17 protein-coding genes are annotated in these 19,340 nt (G+C 44.3%); 14 read left to right on the top strand and 3 right to left on the bottom strand.

Annotated features, from left to right (window positions below; all coding sequences use genetic code 11):
• Positions 1-6 precede the first annotated feature (6 nt).
• The 8 genes from SWH54_01775 to SWH54_01740 all read left to right on the top strand — a co-directional run bounded on the left by SWH54_01775 (position 7) and on the right by SWH54_01740 (position 8,031).
• Positions 7-960 carry a branched-chain amino acid ABC transporter permease gene (locus SWH54_01775; GenBank protein MDY6789973.1) on the top strand — a complete coding sequence of 318 codons (954 nt, stop codon included), beginning with the start codon at positions 7-9 and terminating at the stop codon, positions 958-960.
• Positions 961-1,710 (top strand): ABC transporter ATP-binding protein, encoded by a 750-nt coding sequence (locus SWH54_01770; GenBank protein ID MDY6789972.1) that lies wholly within the window; start codon positions 961-963, stop codon positions 1,708-1,710. It abuts the gene before it with no gap.
• Positions 1,698-2,393, top strand: coding sequence for an ABC transporter ATP-binding protein (locus tag SWH54_01765; GenBank protein MDY6789971.1), 696 nt, complete (start codon positions 1,698-1,700; stop codon positions 2,391-2,393). The genes SWH54_01770 and SWH54_01765 overlap by 13 nt, the downstream gene beginning before the upstream one ends.
• 47 nt (positions 2,394-2,440) lie before the next feature.
• Positions 2,441-3,169, top strand: a complete 729-nt coding sequence (locus tag SWH54_01760; protein MDY6789970.1) for a (Fe-S)-binding protein — start codon at positions 2,441-2,443, stop codon at positions 3,167-3,169.
• A gap of 132 nt (positions 3,170-3,301) precedes the next feature.
• Entirely contained in the window at positions 3,302-4,738 is a 1,437-nt protein-coding gene (locus tag SWH54_01755) for a LutB/LldF family L-lactate oxidation iron-sulfur protein (protein ID MDY6789969.1), read from the top strand.
• On the top strand, positions 4,731-5,486 hold the full coding sequence (locus SWH54_01750; GenBank protein ID MDY6789968.1) for a lactate utilization protein: 756 nt from the start codon (positions 4,731-4,733) through the stop codon (positions 5,484-5,486). The genes SWH54_01755 and SWH54_01750 overlap by 8 nt, the downstream gene beginning before the upstream one ends.
• A 352-nt stretch (positions 5,487-5,838) precedes the next feature.
• Entirely contained in the window at positions 5,839-6,306 is a 468-nt protein-coding gene (locus tag SWH54_01745; GenBank protein MDY6789967.1) for a hypothetical protein, read from the top strand.
• Between the two features lie 243 nt (positions 6,307-6,549).
• Complete coding sequence (locus SWH54_01740) at positions 6,550-8,031, top strand: cache domain-containing protein (protein ID MDY6789966.1); 1,482 nt, start codon at positions 6,550-6,552, stop codon at positions 8,029-8,031.
• A gap of 229 nt (positions 8,032-8,260) precedes the next feature.
• Here SWH54_01740 and SWH54_01735 read toward each other — a convergent pair whose 3' ends face one another.
• Together SWH54_01735 and SWH54_01730 are read right to left on the bottom strand one after the other, a co-directional pair.
• Entirely contained in the window at positions 8,261-9,124 is an 864-nt protein-coding gene (locus SWH54_01735) for a type 1 glutamine amidotransferase (protein MDY6789965.1), read from the bottom strand.
• 46 nt (positions 9,125-9,170) lie between these two features.
• Complete coding sequence (locus SWH54_01730; GenBank protein MDY6789964.1) at positions 9,171-9,980, bottom strand: glycerophosphodiester phosphodiesterase family protein; 810 nt, start codon at positions 9,978-9,980, stop codon at positions 9,171-9,173.
• 355 nt (positions 9,981-10,335) lie between these two features.
• Between SWH54_01730 and SWH54_01725 the strand changes: the two genes are divergently transcribed.
• The 6 genes from SWH54_01725 to SWH54_01700 all read left to right on the top strand — a co-directional run bounded on the left by SWH54_01725 (position 10,336) and on the right by SWH54_01700 (position 17,840).
• Positions 10,336-11,400, top strand: coding sequence for an extracellular solute-binding protein (locus SWH54_01725; GenBank protein MDY6789963.1), 1,065 nt, complete (start codon positions 10,336-10,338; stop codon positions 11,398-11,400).
• A 117-nt stretch (positions 11,401-11,517) separates the two neighbouring features.
• On the top strand, positions 11,518-12,600 hold the full coding sequence (locus SWH54_01720; GenBank protein MDY6789962.1) for an ABC transporter ATP-binding protein: 1,083 nt from the start codon (positions 11,518-11,520) through the stop codon (positions 12,598-12,600).
• Positions 12,601-12,603: 3 nt separating this feature from the next.
• Entirely contained in the window at positions 12,604-13,461 is an 858-nt protein-coding gene (locus SWH54_01715; protein ID MDY6789961.1) for an ABC transporter permease, read from the top strand.
• Complete coding sequence (locus SWH54_01710; GenBank protein ID MDY6789960.1) at positions 13,458-14,318, top strand: ABC transporter permease; 861 nt, start codon at positions 13,458-13,460, stop codon at positions 14,316-14,318. The genes SWH54_01715 and SWH54_01710 overlap by 4 nt, the downstream gene beginning before the upstream one ends.
• Positions 14,319-14,419: 101 nt before the next feature.
• Positions 14,420-16,279 (top strand): aldehyde ferredoxin oxidoreductase C-terminal domain-containing protein, encoded by a 1,860-nt coding sequence (locus SWH54_01705; protein ID MDY6789959.1) that lies wholly within the window; start codon positions 14,420-14,422, stop codon positions 16,277-16,279.
• A 394-nt stretch (positions 16,280-16,673) separates the two neighbouring features.
• Positions 16,674-17,840, top strand: a complete 1,167-nt coding sequence (locus SWH54_01700; protein ID MDY6789958.1) for an iron-containing alcohol dehydrogenase — start codon at positions 16,674-16,676, stop codon at positions 17,838-17,840.
• Between the two features lie 119 nt (positions 17,841-17,959).
• Here SWH54_01700 and SWH54_01695 read toward each other — a convergent pair whose 3' ends face one another.
• Positions 17,960-19,318 carry an MFS transporter gene (locus SWH54_01695; GenBank protein ID MDY6789957.1) on the bottom strand — a complete coding sequence of 453 codons (1,359 nt, stop codon included), beginning with the start codon at positions 19,316-19,318 and terminating at the stop codon, positions 17,960-17,962.
• Between the last annotated feature and the right edge of the window lie 22 nt (positions 19,319-19,340).

Below are 19,340 nucleotides of genomic sequence, written 5' to 3'. Positions count from 1 at the left end.
GGAGAGATGACCCCATTTAAAGCCCTGTTTAGTAAAAAGACAACCATTATCGGTATAGTGATGCTGGCAGTACTTTTGTTATTGCCCCAGTTCCTGCCGAGGTTTTACGTCTACCTTTTCGCACTCATTTTTGCCATCTGTCTTCTGGCCACCAGCCTCAATATGGTCCTGGGGTTCGGCGGCATGTACCAGTTTCATCATGCGGTTTTTTACGGATTTGGTGCCTATGCCTTTGCTTTATTCGTCACCAAATCCGGACTGCCCCCGTGGATTGGTTATGTGATCGCGCCCTTTTGTTCCGCTCTTCTCGGACTTGTGCTGGGGCTGATTACCGTACGATTGACCAAGCTCTATTTCGGCATGCTGCAAATTTCCCTCGGATCCCTGGTCTGGGCAATTACCTATCGCTGGTATTCCTTTACCGGGGGAGACGACGGTATCCACGGTATTCCCATTCCGGATCTGATCGGCGCGTCCACGGGTGCGTACTATTTCAATCTGATCGTTACAGCGGTCTGCCTGTTGTTGATGTACATGATCGTCAATTCGCCCTTCGGGAGAACCTTTCAAGGGATCCGGGATAACCCTGAACGATGCCAGGCAGTCGGTGTTAATGTGCAGAGGCAGCAACTGGTGGGCCAGGTAATTGCAGCATTTTTTGCCGGGATCGCCGGGACCCTGTTTGTTACCGTTGAAGGATCGGTATTCCCCGATCTGATGTTCTGGACCTTCTCTCTGGAAATTCTTATCATGTGTCTGCTGGGTGGTTGGTTCATTTTCATGGGCCCTGCACTGGGAGCCGCAATAATCATTACCTTGAGAACTTTCGTCGGGATTTACACTGAATACTGGACCCTGATTCTAGGCATTGTGTTAATGCTGCTTATTTTCTTTTTGCCGGAAGGCGTGCTCGGTCTGTTTCTCAAAAAGGTTGTGCCTGCTGAAAAGAGGGAGGGATAGATGCTTCAAGTTCAAGCCCTTCAAAAATCGTTTGACGGATTTCTGGCGGTCAACGATACCGCGCTCAATGTTGAAAAAGGTGATGTGGTTGCCGTGATCGGGCCCAATGGTGCCGGAAAAACCACTTTGTTTCATCTAATCACCGGCCAGCTCGCACCGACTTCTGGGACTATTTTGTTCAAGGAAGAAAATATCGCCGGGCTGGCACCCTATCTGGTTTGTCGCAAAGGAATCAGCCGATCCTATCAGGTGGTCAATATCTTCAACCGCCTCACCGTATTTGAAAATGTTCAGGTTGCTGTTCTCTCTTATCGAAAAAAAACCTTCAATATCTTCCGTCCGGCAAAAACCATGGCTGTGGCTGAAACGCGGAAAATTTTAGAAAGTGTTGGCCTCATAGACAAGTCGGAGATGACCAGCGGATCCCTGTCTCACGGTGATCAAAAAGTTCTGGAAATTGCAATTGCCTTGGGGAACCGTCCCGAGTTGCTTATTCTGGATGAACCCACTGCCGGTATGTCACCGGAAGAAACCGCTGTAACACTTCGGCTAATGAAGAGGCTATCCGGTGATCTCGGGCTTACCATTCTGTTCTGTGAGCACGATATGGGAATGGTGTTCTCCATTGCCAGCCAGATCATGGTCATGCAGCAGGGAAAATCGATTATCCAGGGTCCTCCGGACGAGGTGCGAAATAACCAACAGGTACGGGAAGCCTATTTGGGAGGTGCAGACCAATGCTCCACGTAGAAAAAATCCATACTTTTTATGGCCTGAGCCATATTCTTTTCGGTGTTTCGCTCGAAGTGAATCAGGGTGAGATTGTCTGCCTGCTGGGACGAAACGGTGCGGGGAAAAGCACAACCATTAAAAGTATTATGGGGTTAACACCACCTCAGCAGGGATTTATCAAATTTAAAGGCATCACCTGTACCGGCCAAAAACCATACCTGATGGCCCGCATGGGAATTGGATTTGTTCCTGACGATCGCCGGGTGTTTGCCGATCTCACTGTGGGGGAAAACCTGGAAATCTCTGAGAGAAGCTTTCAAGATGGCGGGTGGAACAAGGATCGGGTGTATGAATTTTACCCGGCTTTGGGAGAAATAGATACCCGTAAAGCCGGATTTCTCAGCGGCGGTGAGCAACAGATGCTGACCATCGCCAGAGCACTGATGACCAATCCTGAGTTTATTTTACTCGATGAGCCCACCGAGGGATTGGCACCCCTGATCGTGAACATGCTTGAAGATCAGATTGCCCGCCTCAAGGAAAGTGGTATGACCGTTCTTTTGGCAGAACAGAACCTGGAAGTTGCCTTGCGCCTGAGCGACCGGGGGTATATCATTGACAACGGTGTGATCAAATACCACGGCACCAGCGACGATCTTAACGACAACGAAGAGATTAGAAATAAATACCTGTGTGTGTAAATCTTTCCGGTCTCAACTATTCATTCAACCGACCAGATTTTTGAGTGATGAAATTTGCAAAAAATGTCACCCTGTTTGTACAATGCCTGGTGGATGGACTCTATCCCGAAGTGGGAGAGGCCATGGTTACCATTTTCAACAAGCTCGGTATTCCCCTAAACTGCCCGCTGGATCAGACATGCTGCGGGCAGCCTGCCTTTAATGCTGGCTATCGTAAAGCTGCCAGGGTAGCGGCAAAACGATTCATTGAAATCTTCGAAGACTCGGAAGCAATCGTATGTCCCTCCGGATCATGCGTAGATATGGTTAAAAACCGCTATCGAGATCTTTTTGAAGATGATGCAAAGTGGTTTGAACGGGCTGTTCAGGTGGGCCTCAGAACATTCGAGCTGAGCCAGTACATTGTGGATATCCTTAAAATTGAGGATGTGGGTGCCTGTTACCATGGAAAAATTACGTATCACGATTCTTGTCACCTGCTGAGGGGGTTGGGTATCAGTGAACAGCCGCGGCGGCTGATACGGAATATCAAAAAAGCCGAACTTGTTGAAATGAAAGACTCAGACAGATGCTGTGGTTTCGGTGGAACATTTTCCGTCAAATACCCGGTGATTTCCACGGCAATGGTAGATGATAAAATAAATCACATCATTGCTTCCGGAGCAGATACGGTGACAGGCTGCGATGTAAGCTGCCTGATGAACATCCAGGGAAGGCTTAGCAGGGTGGGGTCATCTGTAAAAACTTTGCATATTGCACAGTTACTGGCCGGGTAACCGGTATTGGTCAACTACAGACTGGCGTTTAACGTCAGCAAGCCTTTTGCTGTGATCAATTTATCGTTAAAGGAATATCACCGTTCACCTTCCGACACTTTTCACTCCATGGGCAAGCCATAAAGGAGACGCTTGAATTATTCAAATTACAAGCCCAAAGCACAGGAAGCCATAAACAATCCTGTGCTTCAAAAAGCTCTGGCAAACCTTCAGCAGCGTTTCGGCAGGGGAACTGCCGAAGGTTACCGCAAACTGCCCGAGGGGCCGGATTTAAGGTTAAAGGCCCATGATATCAGGATGAGGTCCATTGAAAACCTTGATGTTCTGCTGGTCGCACTTGCCGACGGAATACGGCAAAACGGCGGCCATATCCATTTCGCCCCTGACGGCAAGACCGCTGTAAATCATTGCCTTCAAATTGCCCGAAAGCATCATGTAAAGCTGGCGGTTAAGGGCAAGTCGATGCTTACCGAAGAGATCGGGCTCAACGATGCACTGGATGATGCCGGTATTGAAACCGTGGAAACAGATCTTGGTGAGTACATCGTCCAGCTTGCAGGGGAAAAACCGTCACATATCATCGCACCGGCTATCCATAAAACAAAGGAACAGGTTGGCCGTCTTTTTCAGGAAAAGCTGGGGATTTCATATACTGATGACCCTCCCGCTTTAACCCGGGTTGCCAGAAAAGCCCTGCGGGAAAAGTTCCTCCAAGCGGATATGGGAATCTCTGGATGTAACCTCGCATGCGCAGAAAGCGGGCATATCACCACCGTTTCCAACGAAGGAAATATCAGGATGGCCACCACTCTGCCGAAAGTGCACGTTGCTTTCATGGGTATGGAAAGAGTCGTAGCTGATCTCAAAGACCACGAAATTCTTTTCAGACTTCTGGCCATGGGTGCTGCTGCTCAGAACATGGCTGGCTATGTCAGCTATATCGGAGGCCCCGGGAGAGAGGGACAGACAGACGGTCCCGAGGAGTTCCACCTTATCATTATCGATAACGGCAGAAGCCGAATTCTTGCGGATACGGATTTCAGAGAAATACTCTGCTGCATCCGCTGCGGCGCCTGTCTGAATGTTTGTCCTGTTTACGGTAAAATAGGCGGACACTCATACGGTTATGCTTATTCAGGACCTGTCGGAGCTGTAGTGAACCCCCTGCTGGTGGGGATCAACCAGGCCTGTGACCTTTGCCTTGGCGAATCCCTGTGTGGCGCTTGCATGGAGGCCTGCCCGGTCAACATCGATATCCCCCGGATGCTTCTTCTGCTCCGCGCCAAACTTGCCGAAGGGGATAAAACCTGGAACGTAAAGGTAAAAAGCAGGGTTGAACAGGCCTCTTTTTCTGTGTGGTCATGGCTGATACGAAGCCGGCCTCTTTACGATCTTTTTCTTAAAACCGCGTATATGGGGCAAAAATTGCTTCCAGAAAAAAACAAAATGATTCGCTCGCTTCCCTTTGCTGGAAAGGGCTGGACCCAAAGCCGTGATTTGAAGCAATTTGCATATCCGAGTTTCATCCACAGGTTTAAAAAAAATACTGCGGAAAAACAGAATGACTGAGATCGAACAGGCCGAATTTATCGGTCATATAAGAAAAGCACTGAACCGGACAGATTCCCGCAAGCTGGTACTGAAAGATATCATCCCAGGTGTTCCGGATGAAGACGATTTAAGGCTTCTTGAACAAATTAAGGGACGCAGTAAAAAAATGGCCTTTGCTCTGCTCAAACAAGTTGCTGAAACCGGCAGGTTGCTAAACATGGTGGTTATTGAAGAAAAAGACGCAGCCTCAACTGCCGCAGCCATCTCACGAATTGCTGTCGAAAAAAAACCTGAATGGGGAGATAAAAAGATGGTGGTGGCGTGGGATCATCCGTTGGTCAGGAGTCTGGAGCTATCTGCACAACTACAGGCGCATGATATCCCTGTTTATTATCCGGATATAAAATCAGGAGAAAAATGGAAAAAAGAATTTGGCAGGCGGGCGGCCGGTTCATTCATTGGTGTTACCTCCGCAGACTACTGTATTGCCCAAACCGCCACCCTGACCATGAAAAGCCGCATCGGACAACCCCGATGCGTTTCACTTCTCCCATCTATTCACATCGCAGTTATCAGGCTGGATCAGATTCTTGCTGACTTGAAAGAGTTGTACACGCTGCTAAAGTGGGACCCCGATGAACGGGCCGAAGGTATTACAGACTGTATGACTTTTATCACCGGCCCCAGCAAAACGGCGGATATTGAGGCGACCTTGGTGGATGGCGCCCATGGCCCAAGGGAACTTTATTTGTTTGTTCTTACATGAGGGGCCAATACTTGGTTAGAGCTTTATTAAGTATTTCACTTCCCTGTTTGTCCATTTCTGGAGTATTTAACACCGTGGCGAAGCTGGTGAAAGATCGGTGTCCCGCTCTCTAATTTCCTGAATTTTTTACCATTTAGCTCAGTGGCCTATTGACAATCTGTTCAACATCTGATATAGTTATTGATTATGTGGGAACCCGGATGAGAATGGATATTCCATTTTGTAAAGGTCTCAAGGTAATGAAAAGGCACCATATTATGGTTTCACTACACGCGTACCATATTTAGCATAAAAAAAATTCTTTGATAAGTCATAAACCCAGTATTTTCATAGAAAAGGAAGTGATTTTTATATGGAACTTTTCGCCGGTAATATTTCTCATATGATTTTCAAGGTCAACGTCAATCTTGATATGGGAAAGATATCACTGAACGCACGCATGCTGGATGTCCTTTATGCATTGGATGGGTCAAGAGATATCGATGCTGTTTCCCGTTTTCTTAAAATGAATATGCATGATTTAAGGGCCATACTCCACAAGCTCTATCAGCAAAATTTGATTGTAAAGGTTGAAAAAGCGGTTCCCATGCTGGACAGTGATTTTATCAACCTGTTGCAATCCAAACTTGCTGAAATCATGGGACCAATCGCCAATACGGTAATCAAGGACGTTATGAGACGAATGGCCGTATCACCTACAAGTGTGCCTGTCAATCGGGCAGCGGAGTTGATTGATATCCTTTCCGCAAAAATTCCAGTCGATGATAAAAAAAAGGTGTTTCGCAAGGCCATGCTGGCCAAGTCCGTCGCTAAAGGTTAATTGAACATTGTGATGCACATGAAAATATTCAAGAAAGTTCTCATTGATGCAATTAATTTGACGGATAAGCCGCACGTCTATGGCTGCCTGGTGAAGCGCCGGGTAATCCTGTTTAATTTTTTTATGCCCATGGGTGACGGTTACTAAATTGACTGCACCGGTTAAGGTAAATATTACTGCAAACGATTTTTAATATATAAAATATTGTATATGGTTAAAACTAAAAAAGAAAGGAATTGAGTCATGATCACCACATGTGAGGGATGCGGCAAACAATATCGAATAGACCCTGAAAAGATCAAGGGCGAATCAGCGAAGTTTAAGTGCACGTCTTGCGGGCAAATTATTACGGCATACAAACCCGCTGAAGGGCAGGTTTCTTCGCCTTCCGGCATGTCCTCAAAGGCTGAATCCCAATCAAAGGCCTCAGGGAAAAGTTATCAGGTCTCGAAACCTGTGAAGGGAAAAACGAGAAAGAAATCTGCCAAAGAAAAACTGGGCATCGAAGGCCTGTCTATTAGATCCAAAATCACTATGATCATTGTGGCCTTAGTGGTCATTTCTCTTGCTATAGCGGGTTTTATTGCCAGCTCCCAGAGTCGGAGCGCACTTTCAAAACAGGCAGAAGAGCACCTTAAAAAAAATACACTGCTTAAATCAAAAGAATATGCCCTTACTTTCGAGAGGATTAAAGAAGAAGTTTTGGGTTTGGCCGATTATGCAAGTGTCACCTATAAAAGAGAAGACATTAAAACGGATATTGGGATAAAAACCCTGATGCCCTGGGACGGCACCGGATACGGGAATCCCTCTTTGAATGCCAAGTTGAATAATGAAAGACTTTTTATTCAGCAGGTCGGTCTGGTACTGAAGAGTGTGGTTTCTAACAATCCATACCTGAGTCTCGGGTATTTCGGGACTGAAACAAAAATGACGGTCTTCGATAACGAGGCAGTGGTCGGTGTGATTGAAAAACTCAAAGCGTTCGATGTAACCCAACGTCCCTGGTATCTTAGCGCAAAGAAAAAAAAGGGGATTATCTGGACCGAGCCTTATGTGGATGCCAACACCAAGAAACTGGTGGTGACATGCGCTGCACCCGTGTTTAAGGCTAAGAATGTTTTGGCCGGCGTGGTGGGGTTCGACGTGCTTCTGGACACACTCCAGAAAGATATTCTTACCCTGGATATCGGGTATGACAGTTACGCCTTTCTGGTGAGTCGAAAGGGAAGTGTGCTGGTGAGACCGGGTATGAAATCCGGCGATGCCAGATGGGATACCACCTATAAGACACAGAATCTATTAAAAACCGATAATCCCGAGTTTAATAGTATTATCAGTAAAATGATCAAGGGTCGATCCGGTATTGATACTTATGATGCCGGAGATGGAATCAAATACACGGCATATGCTCCGTTGCAGACCATTGGTGCCAGTATGGGCATAGTGGCATCCAAGGGCGAAGTGGTTAAACCCGCTGTGGCCATTCGAAACTTCATTATTGTTGTATTTGTCGTGGTTCTCCTGTTGTCGATTCTCGTGGGATTGTTCATCGGTAATAATATTACCAAACCCATTAATGAACTGACCACGGTGGCCAATTTGATCAGCCAGGGAAAGAGAGACCTGGATGTTCTAAATGAAGACCGAAAAGATGAAATCGGTGTGCTAACCAAGTCCTTTAACCGGCTGGTGATCAGCCTGAAACTGGCAATGTCCAGATAAAAATTTATCGGATATACAGGATATGAGGCCTTTGCATAACGGTTATTCCCGAAGTTTGCGTCTGCCCGGTGGCGCATAGCCTGTTTCTCGGTGTCAGGCTCAAATTACCGTTTTCAAAGGTCTCAATTCATATTAACGTACCATATATTAAGATCTATTCCCTTGCCATAAACAAAACGGAATTTCAACTTAATCCGCTTTGGCTAAGCAACTCCCTATTAAACAAGATTTAACGGTTTCCCATCACCTGCATATCAACCCAATTTCTTAATTCTAACTCTCTAATGTCGGAATCGGTAATGTCGTCTTGAATATCCAGCTTATTTCTTAGAGATTCGGATTCCGGGTGATTATGCAGCTTTTTTAAATCTGAAGCATATTTCTTTACCCCGTCCTCTTGCTTAAAAAATCCTTCAGTAACCAGGGGGGTGGCACGTGCGGAAATCAATCGGGACATTTCAAATAAATTGTATTCCGGATGATACTGTGTTGCCCAGAACGTTCCCTGATCAAAGGTTACTTCGACTGCCTGAACAGTGGTATGGTCATTGGTGGCTAACAACTCCACTCCTTGCGGCAAACGGGAGACTTCGTCAAGATGCATGATGAAGGCATCAAACTTATCCGGTTTTCCCTTTAGCATGTCTGATCGTTTGCCGGCTTCGGTCAGGCGAATATTTTTGGCAATGGCCCATTCCCGTCCTTTTGGATTTTTCTTTACCGCACCCCCCGCGACCAGACAGGCCATTTGAATTCCCCAGCAACTCCCAAATGAGGGAATTCCGCTTTTGAAGATTTCCCGGCAAAGTTCAATTTGTCTTGAGACTCTTGGGTCATCTGTGTGATAGATAGTTAAATCTGAACCGGTCCAGACATAACCGTCGTAATCGCTCAACTCTGTTCCAGTGGGCAGGGCTTCCCCGACATCGGCAATAAAAGAGATATCGATGATCGCATTCGGCAGGTATCGATTAAAAAAACCCTTAAATAGATCATGGGGATGTCCCACATCGGAACGGTCGAAGTTTTCCCGACTGGCTTTCGGATAGCAGTTGAGTATACAAATATGAACTCGATTCGGCCGGGTCATCATTGGCTCCTTTTAATTGATTGATGAAAAATGTGTGCTATGAACATTCTTATCTGCAGTACCCCATTTTGCTCATGATTTGAGGATAGTCAGTTATGATTCCAGAGGCTCCGGCCTCGATAAATTGAATCATGTCATTTTTGTCATTAATGTTATATAAATTAATTTTAATTCCTTTTTGGGAGACCTTCTTTATTTCTTCGGGCGTAGTAACCTTTCGGTTAACATTATAAGTAGCAAATTCAAAGTTCCCCCAGTTTATCGGTTTGACTTCTGGATAACCGATCAATGCTTCGACTTTATATTCGGGCCGTTTCTTCCGGATTTCCCGCAACCAGTCGTGATTAAAAGAAGATATAACGAACTGATCGACGGAAAATTTCATCCGATCTAATTCACCAAGCACACGATCCAAAACGGGAAAATGCTTCATTTCAGCTGGAAGCACTTTTAACTCCAAATTGATTTTCCAGTTTAATTTCTGAGTCAGTTCGATCGCTTCTGTTAAGGTGGGGACTTTTACCCCGCAATAACTGTCTAAATCGGTTTGGGAAATATTTCCAGCCAGAATTTGCCGGTGCGGATCTGTTTGGACAAACCAGGAACCGGCATCAAGGCTTCTAATCTCGTCTAAAGTAAATGAAGTAAATGTCCAGGGATGGCGATTAGGAAATCGACTTGCGGCATCGGTTGTCAGAGATAGGGAATCGTTATGAAATAAAATCAGTTGTTCATCTTTGGTCACGCCGATATCGGTTTCCCACATGTGGGCACCCTGATCATATGCTTTCTGTGCTGCAGTCAGCGTGTTTTCCGGAGCAATACTGCGAGCTCCTCGGTGAGCAATATTTAAAATCATTTAACGCTTTACCCTCCTCTGATTTTCACCCACAAAAGAAAGGTTTTTAGGTTTATCATCCGCAAACAGAAAAGATAGCATATTTGCTTTGAAAAGAATCAACAGAAAAAATTTGATACAAAATAATAAAAAAAGCAACAAAATATAACTACAAAATAAAATAGCCTGAAAGCTCTTGAATGGGAAAAGATTTAAATTGACATTAAAAATTCATATCATTATAAAATAATATCAGATTTTTCACTTTGTTTCATTTACCACAAAGATGCCGTTTTACAAGGGCATCGGCTTGTGAAAGCAGCGGGATTTTAGGTATACTAATCTAATCGGTAACTTTCTATATGGGAGGATTCAAATGAAAAAATTATTTATCATGTGGGTGGGGGTGATGTTTCTGATTTGTGCAGGATCTGTATCGGCAGAAACATTAAATTTATTAACCTGGAAGGGCTATTCGCCGAAGATTCTGATCGATAAGTTTAAAAAAGAAACCGGAATCGAAGTGAAAGCGACCTATTCAAATAATGAAGAAATGATTGCGAAATTAATTGCAACCAGAGGTGCCGGATTTGATGTGGCCCAGCCCAGCCAGGATCGTATCACTGCGGTTCAAAAGAAGAATCGGATTTATCAACCGATTGATTATTCACGGATAAAGAGTTATTGGTTCATTCCATCCATGCTGAAAGCGACCAAAATGAATACCACGGTGAAAGGGAAAGGGTATGGTGTTCCTTTTTGCTGGGGGAGTTCCGCTCTTATTGTGAATAAAAAATATGCACCGGATGTAAAAAGCTTTAACGCTTTGTTTGATCCTAAATATGCCGGACGGATCAGTTACCGTTTGAAGCGGCCGACCTTGCTGGCTGCTGCATTTGCTTCCGGCGTCAATCCCTTTGAAAAGTATAATAACATTAAAGAATACAAAGCGTTAATGGAGTCCATGGGTCAGAAGATGATTAAAGGCAAAGGCTTGGTTAAGAATTACTGGACCAATGGAGACTCACTCCTGCAATCCGTGAGATCCGGTGAGGTACATGTGGCGATGGGATGGGATAGTGGTGGATGGAAGCTCCATGGCGAAAATCCGGATATCGACTACATAGTACCGGATACCGGTGCATTGGCCTGGGTGGATACATTTGCGATTCCTGCCAAAGCAAAAAATATATCAGGGGCTTACCAGTGGATCAACTTTATGCTGCGACCGGACAATGCGGCAATTTTTACTAACATGGAAAAATATTCAACCGCTTCAGATGGTGCACTTGAACTGGTTGAACCCACCATGAAAGCCAACTTGAAACGCTGTTTTTCACAGGCTGATATCGATAATATGAAGTGGTATCCTCCAGTCCCAAGCACCAAGATTGAATCCATTGAAGGGAAAATTTTAGACAGGGTAAAGGCGGCTAAATAATGAGTGAGTCAAAGACGCTTACCTGATTTTATTGTCCCCTTGAACCTTCGGGTTCAAGGGGAATCGTTTTCATAAATTACATAATTTCTATTCCATACCCTATCCCAAGGATAAATAATGCAGATCGATTTATCCGTTAAAAATGTCACCAAAAAGTTTGGTTCTTTTACTGCGGTAAATTCTGTCAGTTTTGATATTGAAAATGGTAAGTTTTTTTCCATCCTGGGTCCTTCCGGTTGCGGGAAAACCACTTTATTAAGAATGATCGCCGGTTTCTCTGATCCAACCTTGGGTTCCATCGAAATCAGGGGAAAAGATGTGGTTGGCGTTTCTCCCAATAAACGCCCGGTCAATATGGTATTCCAGCATTTAGCCTTATTTCCCATGATGAATGTCGCTGAAAATATTGCATTCGGTTTAAAAAGACGCGGGGAAACAAAAGAAAACATTGGCCCAAAAGTCACCGATATTCTCCATCGTGTTGGATTAACCGGTTTTGAAGAAAAGAAAATTGATCAACTGTCAGGGGGACAAAAACAGCGGGTTGCCATTGCCAGATGTTTGATATTGGAACCGACTGTTCTTTTGTTGGATGAACCACTGGGTGCACTTGATCTTAAATTGAGAGAGTATATGAAAGTGGAACTGAAAACGTTGCAGCAGAAAATTGGGACTACTTTTATGTATATCACTCATGATCAGTCTGAGGCATTGGTGATGTCTGATCATGTGGCGGTGATGAACAACGGTGCTTTTGAACAGGTGGATACGCCGCAAAATCTGTATCATAATCCAAAAACTCCGTTTATAGCCATGTTTGTTGGGGATAATAACAGCTGGTCCGGGTCAGTGAAACAGGTGGATGGCGATTTTGCAACGATCATCACAGATGAAGGGAACCGGTTTCAAACCAAAATCAAAAAGACAGTGCAAGTGGATGATCCGGTAGATCTCTACTTACGACCGGAAGCCATGCTGATTCAACCTGATCCCAGCCTGAAAGATATCAACCGGTTTCAGGTAAAAGTCAAATCTATATTGTTTGATGGTGCCGGGAGCCGCCTGCTGGTTTATCCTGAGAACTCAACCAAAGAACTACTCGTTGCTCTACCTCAAAATAGACAATTCGATCATGTTAAACCCGATGACCAACTGGAAATCGGTTGGGATCGAAAATCCGGTATTTGCTTCTTAAAATAACTTATGCGATCAAACACACGATGGGCATTTTTCTTTTTTTTAAGTCCGGTTTTATTATGGTTATTCTTGTTGATTGTACTTCCCCATTTGGATTTATTGATTAATTCTTTTCGCACGGAAGACGACTATGGCGAGATGACCTGGGGGTTGTATAATTATAAAGAGTTCTTTTTTGAACCGATCTATTGGAAGACATTTGTCCGTACCGCCATTTATTCCATTATCACCACTTTTTTAACATTTGTGATTTCCTTTCCGGTTGCATTTTATATTACTAAAGTGGCTTCTTTCCGTTATAAAGGATTTTTAACCATTTTACTCCTGCTGCCTTTTTGGGTGAGCGAGATTGTGAGAATTTACGGTTGGATGAGTCTGTTAAGAGAAAGTGGGGTCATCAATCATTTTTTGTTGAAACTGGGGATTTTAGATCAACCCATTGAAATGCTATATAACGATGCAACCATGATTATGGGATTGGTATACACCACCATGTTATTTATGGTGGTTCCGCTGTTGTCTGTGATGGAAAGTCTGGACAACAGTTTGATCGAGGCGGCTTATGATTTAGGGGCCAATATGTGGTCCATTCTGTTTAAAATTGTTATTCCACATTCTGTCCCGGGAATTGTTTCCGGTTCCATTGTTGTGTTTATGTTAACCTTGGGTAATTATCTGACACCCAATTTAATGGGAGGAAAAAACGCTCTGTGGTTTACCGAACAAATCTACAATCAGTTTATTGCCAGCTTAAACTGGAACCAGGGTGCTGCATTTGGCTTTTTATTGCTGGCATTATCGTCCTTGATTATCTGGCTGGCTTTAAGAGTTAGCGGCCAAAAACTCAGCAGGGTCGCACAATGATACGATCTTTACCTCAATCCCAAACCTATGCTTGGGGATTTAAATTATATATTCTGTTTTATTTTACCTTTTTATTTGCCCCATTGGTTGTCACCTGTGTGCTGGCTTTTAATGATTCGCAATTTCCATCTTTGCCATGGAATGGATTTACCCTTGAATGGTTTACCGCAAACCAGGCCGATCGGGTTGGGATTTTTAACGATCAGATTAATCTCAGGAGTATCTGGATCAGTGTACAAACAGCTTTTTTTGTCAGCCTCCTGTCATTAGTGGTTGGGACATGCGCTGCCTTTCTTTTTGAACAGGAAGATTTTCGTTTCAAAAACCTGCTGTATTTTTTAATGCTGGCACCCCTGGTCATCCCCGGCGTTATTTTAGGGATATCGATTTTAAGTTCAGTTAACAGTTTGGGTATCTATTTTGAGGATACATTTGGTCTGGATATTGAGATGTTAAGACCTGGATTTTGGCTGGTGGTCATGGGTCAATTTGCCTTTATTTCCACATTTGTATCCCTGGTGGTATCCGCTCGATTGAAAAAATTTGACCGAACATTGGAAGAAGCGGCCTATAATCTAGGGGCCAACCGCTTTGAAGTTATTTGGCATATCACCCTAAAATTCTTAAAGCCTGCTTTGATCAGTTCCGGAGCAGTGGCGTTTTTGATGAGCTTTGAAAACTTCAATACCACCCTGTTTTTAGTGGGATCAGAGCCAACCCTGCCCATCAATCTTTATTTGCAATTGCGGGACGGCAGTACTCCGGTAATCAATGCGATCTCATTTCTCTTGATTGTGGGAACCTCTATATTGGCATTGATAAATTTGACCTTCAGTAAACCGGGAAAAGAGTTGTAAACCATTTTCAGTCTAAATATTGGAGATGTCTAAAAAGTAATGTTTTGCAGGGAAGTCTATTCAGTTGATTCATTTTCTTAGTTTATTTTTGGAGTAGTGCCATGAATGGTTTTATGGGGAAGATCCTTTTGGTGAATCTTTCCGAAAAGAAGAGCGAAATTCTAACCAGGGATGAAGCGTATTATAAAAAATATCTGGGTGGGTCATTTTTAGCTGCCCGGTTATTTGAAGAACAGACAAAAAATCAAACCAACCTGACTCCTTTTTCTGCACAAAATTCCATAATATTTGCCACCGGCCCGCTTGCAGGGGGAGGAGTATGCGGCGCCACACGGGTTAATGTTTTATCGCTTTCTGCAGAAACACCTGGGATCTTTACATCGCAGGCAGGCGGTGAATTCGGACCCTGTATGAAGCGTGCCGGATTCGATGCCCTTGTCATCACAGGAAAAGCCGACAATCCCACCTGGTTGAATATTGATAACGAAATTGTCTCTTTCCAAGATGCCGCTAAATGGTGGGGAAAAGATCGTGTCACCACTTATCAACAGATTTCCAAAAAGGTAGACAAAAAACACAGCATAGCCACTATCGGACCGGCCGGCGAAAACCAAGTGACAACTGCGAATATCATGTTCGAACCGGAGCATTACGCGGGTAGAGGGGGACTTGGAGCAGTTTTGGGAGCCAAAAAAGTTAAAGCGATCTGCATCGGAGGCAATCAAAAACCGGTATTTAAAAATCCGGATCAGGTCAAGGAGGTGAATAGAATCGGTGCCCAAAGGTTCAGGCAGGCATTTGAGAGTAATCCTACTGGATTCCTGGGAGTACTCAGGCAATACGGAACATTCGGGCTATTGGCACTGAATCAGAATGCGGGGAATATCCCGGTCAAAAATTTTAATCAATCCTATATTGAGGATCAAAATGCCCGACAGGAAATAGCACACTCGAATATTAATGAAAAATTTGTTGGAAAAAGCACTCCGTGTAAAGGGTGCTATGTGGCTTGCAAAAAACAATTAAAAGCAAATAGCGAATACACCGCACTGGCTGAATATGAGAGCATGGCCTTGCTGGGACCGAATTTGGGGATTACCTCTTTATCTGAGGGGCTAAAGCTATGTGAACTGTGTAATCGAATGGGGATGGATACAATCACAGTGGGGAATCAGATCGCATTTCTGATGGATTGTTACGAAAATGGCGCGTTACAAGAGGACCGTTTCAATTTTTCCATTCGATTTGGAGAATCGCAAAAAGCATATGCCCTGATTGAAGCCATGGCTAAGCGTGAGGGAGAACTGGCCGATATCATGGCCCGGGGAGTTGAAGTCGCCTGGCGTAAATTGGGGAAACAGACCCGACCTTACCTCAGATTTTTCCAAGGCATGGGGACGCCGGCACATTTGCCTAAAACAAAACCCGGAATCGGTTTCGGATATCACCACGGTCCGAACCCTGGAGATCACATGAAACTGGAACATGACTGGATCGCGGCAAGTACGGATTCTTTAAAGGAATTTGGTTTGGATATCCGTTCCGGTCCTTTTGACTTAGATAAGAACAAAGTCGAAATCGCACGCATGACGCAAATCTACTATTCGGCCATGGATGCGTTGAGTGTCTGTATGTTCATCTATGGTCCGGGTAATATCCTGACATTTGGTGAAATAGTTTCGCTGATCAATGGTGCAACCGGCTTTGATTACGATTTTAACGAATTGATGAAACTGGGAGAATCAGCCGTTCAATTGCAAAAAAAGCTATTTATTGACTTTGGCGGGACTGATGAGGCGTTTCTACCGTATTTGGAAGAAGAAACACCCGCGGGTCCGACCAACGGATTGAAGATCAACAGAGCCGATTTTGAGGCCGCGCGAAAGCATTATTATCGCCTTTGGAACTGGGATGAACGTGGCCGACCGAATGAAAAAATCCTGCGAGAACTTGGAGTGTAAAATCAGTTTCTAACTATTCACTCAAGTGTCGCATTACATATTTACAGCGAAGCCCCAATATTTTATGAGTTGATTCGTGTGGAAAGCGTGAACCGAAACGATTATATCATTTTCTTCCAGGTGATATGAATATAATCGATTGGCAGCGTGTCCTGATATTTGGGATAAAGTGCATGAGTTGCTAAATGATAAAAATTTGTACATCTATCCCAAATATCAGGACACAGCGACAAAGTGTAGAAATGACCCACATATCACCTTACAGAAAATAATATAACCGTTTCGATTCATATTCGATTTTATATCTTACGCGCCATCAGGGCATAATCTTTTGCCAAATAGAGGTGTAAAACTTGAGTTGTTGAATTAACAACCATAATTTCAAGGAAATCATATGTCTGATTTTGAGAAAATAATTACCAACTGGAACTATCCGACTTCGATACGATTCGGAGCAGGAAGGATTAGTGAACTGGCGTCTGTTTGTAAAGAATTTCAGATTAAAAAACCATTATTAATCACTGATCCTGGAATCGCCAAACTTCCAATGGTTGAATCTGTTTTGCAGGCGACAGGTAAAAAAGGAATCTCAACGGGCATCTTTTTTGATATTAAGCCCAATCCTACCGGGAAAAATGTGGAAGACGGACTAAAAGCATACCGCGAAAACGGGTATGACGGGGTCGTCGCGTTTGGTGGCGGAAGCGCCCTGGACGTCGCCAAAGCGATCGCTCTGGTTTCCGGTCAAAAGCAGCCATTATGGGATTTTGAAGATATCGGTGATAACTGGAGCAAAGCCGATCCCAACGGGATCGCACCGATTATTGCGGTTCCTACCACCGCCGGGACCGGTTCGGAAGTCGGACGCGCTTCGGTAATTGTACAGGAAGAAACCCATTTAAAAAAAATTATCTTCCACCCCAAAATGCTGCCGACAGTTGTCATTTCTGATCCGGCATTGACCCTTGGTCTTCCAAACGATCTCACCGCTGCAACCGGAATGGATGCGCTGTCACATTGTTTGGAAGCCTATTGCGCGCCTGGATATCATCCCATGGCAGATGGAATCGCAGTGGAAGGAATCCGCTTGATCACCAAATGGCTCCCGGTGGCTGTCAGGGATGGAAAAAACCTGGAAGCCCGCAGTCACATGCTGGTGGCAGCCAGTATGGGGGCGACCGCATTTCAGAAAGGCCTGGGAGCGATGCATTCTTTGGCGCATCCTCTTGGGGCTATTTACGATGTTCATCATGGATTGTTGAACGCGATCTTAATGCCATATGTGTTGCAGTTCAACCGATCCGCAATCGAAGCTAAAATGACCCTGCTTGCCGCTTATTTGAATCTTCCAAAGCCTTCCTTTGAGGCGATTGTCAAACTGATACTCAACCTGCGTAAAGAATTTAATATGGCTTCCAATTTAAGTAAACTGGGGATCAATGACTCGCGTGTAGATGAAATAGCCCAAAAAGCAGTAAATGACCCCACCGCTTCGACCAATCCAATACCTATGAAAGAAAAAGACATGAAACAGGTCTTTCTGTCGGCTTTAGTCGGGTAATTAAAAATTTCACTGAGAATGTTTGAGTATTTCTTCTCTTGTCTCCAACCGATCTTAAATGCCTTGAGTTAAATTGATGGGCTTTTTTGCCAACTTGAATTTACCAATCCGCACCGGTTTTATTCTTCCTTGGGCAGTGATGAGGGTCTATTGAACCACAAAAAATAGATGGTTATCAAAATGAAAAACCAGACCGAAAAGGCAATGGGAAACCAGGAAAACGTATCCTTAAAAACTATATTTTCAACTTGTGCTGAATCAATACCTTGCTTTTTGATTTTTAACAGCAGGGCATAAAAAATACCCAATACCCCATAAGAAATATTGTAGGACAGCCCTTTAAAACTCAAGACCGTCGCCCTTTGATCGGATGATGTGATCTGGTTAATATAAAAGCTTACAAAAAAACCGGTGAAATACATCGAACCGAAAGTGACCAAAGCGGGTAACAAACCGGCATAGGGCCAGAAAAAGCTCATTGTTGAAAGACCTGCGATGGTTAATCCGGCTGTGATCCACAGGGAAAATGACGGGGAACGGTTTTCTGCGATTTTTTTCGCCATTTTAGGAATTACCAGCCCCAGCATGGCGACCAGCGATCCAATAATACCGAAAGTGGATTCCGGCAGTTCGATCATCCTGTAGTATTGGCTGGACAGCGTGACCGTCATTCTGATAATGCCGTCAAACAGCATTCCAAAAAGGATGACAGACAGGGCAAAGGGGGTTTTTAAAATCCAGAAACCTGCTTTTAGGGTTAAACCAAAGGCCTGGCTGATTTGCTTTGTTCCGCAATCGGATGAAGAAGATTCACAAGCCGGTTCTTCCATTTTGAGGGTAGTGATAAATGCAAGAACTGCCAGGAAAAATGTAAGGTATAAAGGAAATCGCATGGTGGTTTCCTGAGACAGCTTTACCGCAAGGCCGAAAAACCGGCAAATCTTTTCCAGCAGGACCGGATCATAAATAGCTGCACCTACGCTCATGGCAACAATAAACCCGATGGATTGAAATCGTATTAAAACTTCCAGAACTCTGCCCCACTGATCAGGGTTTCCTTGAGAGGCCAGGGAATCATAGGCGATGGCTTCATCCGCACCGCTGGCAGCCGCTTCTGCCAAGCCGCTTAACACCCGGTTGACCAGGAAAACCATGAAAATAACCAAAGGATCTGCTTTTGGTATAAAACTGATGATACCGATTTCTACAATCATAATGAATGCTGCAAAGACAAGGAGTCGTTTCCTTCCGATAATATCAGCCAGAGCACCTGAGGGAACTTCGGTAAGGACAATGGTGGCTGCCCAGACGGCGTTGAGGATGGAAAACTGCGCCACAGTCAGGCCGAAATCAAGGAACAGAATGGTAAAGACCGGATAGTAGAATCTTGAATTGAACAAAACCTTAAAGGCAATAAACAACCGGATGTTGGGGATGGAAAACGGTGAGCGAGATGGCGCTGTTGATATGGTATTCAATTCGGGGGTTTGGTCCTTTTAT

Source organism: Thermodesulfobacteriota bacterium (assembly GCA_034189135.1).
Lineage (GTDB): Bacteria > Desulfobacterota > Desulfobacteria > Desulfobacterales > JAUWMJ01 > JAUWMJ01.
Note: the sequence above shows the minus strand (reverse complement) of the source record. Positions and strands in the feature narration are given on the sequence as shown.

Bases quoted from the DNA above. Each gene is read 5' to 3' on its own strand.
- SWH54_01775 (MDY6789973.1), top strand. From the start codon at position 7: ATGACCCCATTTAAAGCCCTGTTTAGTAAAAAGACAACCATTATCGGT.
- SWH54_01770 (MDY6789972.1), top strand. From the start codon at position 961: ATGCTTCAAGTTCAAGCCCTTCAAAAATCGTTTGACGGATTTCTGGCG.
- SWH54_01765 (MDY6789971.1), top strand. From the start codon at position 1,698: ATGCTCCACGTAGAAAAAATCCATACTTTTTATGGCCTGAGCCATATT.
- SWH54_01760 (MDY6789970.1), top strand. From the start codon at position 2,441: ATGAAATTTGCAAAAAATGTCACCCTGTTTGTACAATGCCTGGTGGAT.
- SWH54_01750 (MDY6789968.1), top strand. From the start codon at position 4,731: ATGACTGAGATCGAACAGGCCGAATTTATCGGTCATATAAGAAAAGCA.
- SWH54_01745 (MDY6789967.1), top strand. From the start codon at position 5,839: ATGGAACTTTTCGCCGGTAATATTTCTCATATGATTTTCAAGGTCAAC.
- SWH54_01740 (MDY6789966.1), top strand. From the start codon at position 6,550: ATGATCACCACATGTGAGGGATGCGGCAAACAATATCGAATAGACCCT.
- SWH54_01735 (MDY6789965.1), bottom strand. From the start codon at position 9,124: ATGATGACCCGGCCGAATCGAGTTCATATTTGTATACTCAACTGCTAT.
- SWH54_01730 (MDY6789964.1), bottom strand. From the start codon at position 9,980: ATGATTTTAAATATTGCTCACCGAGGAGCTCGCAGTATTGCTCCGGAA.
- SWH54_01725 (MDY6789963.1), top strand. From the start codon at position 10,336: ATGAAAAAATTATTTATCATGTGGGTGGGGGTGATGTTTCTGATTTGT.
- SWH54_01720 (MDY6789962.1), top strand. From the start codon at position 11,518: ATGCAGATCGATTTATCCGTTAAAAATGTCACCAAAAAGTTTGGTTCT.
- SWH54_01715 (MDY6789961.1), top strand. From the start codon at position 12,604: ATGCGATCAAACACACGATGGGCATTTTTCTTTTTTTTAAGTCCGGTT.
- SWH54_01710 (MDY6789960.1), top strand. From the start codon at position 13,458: ATGATACGATCTTTACCTCAATCCCAAACCTATGCTTGGGGATTTAAA.
- SWH54_01705 (MDY6789959.1), top strand. From the start codon at position 14,420: ATGAATGGTTTTATGGGGAAGATCCTTTTGGTGAATCTTTCCGAAAAG.
- SWH54_01700 (MDY6789958.1), top strand. From the start codon at position 16,674: ATGTCTGATTTTGAGAAAATAATTACCAACTGGAACTATCCGACTTCG.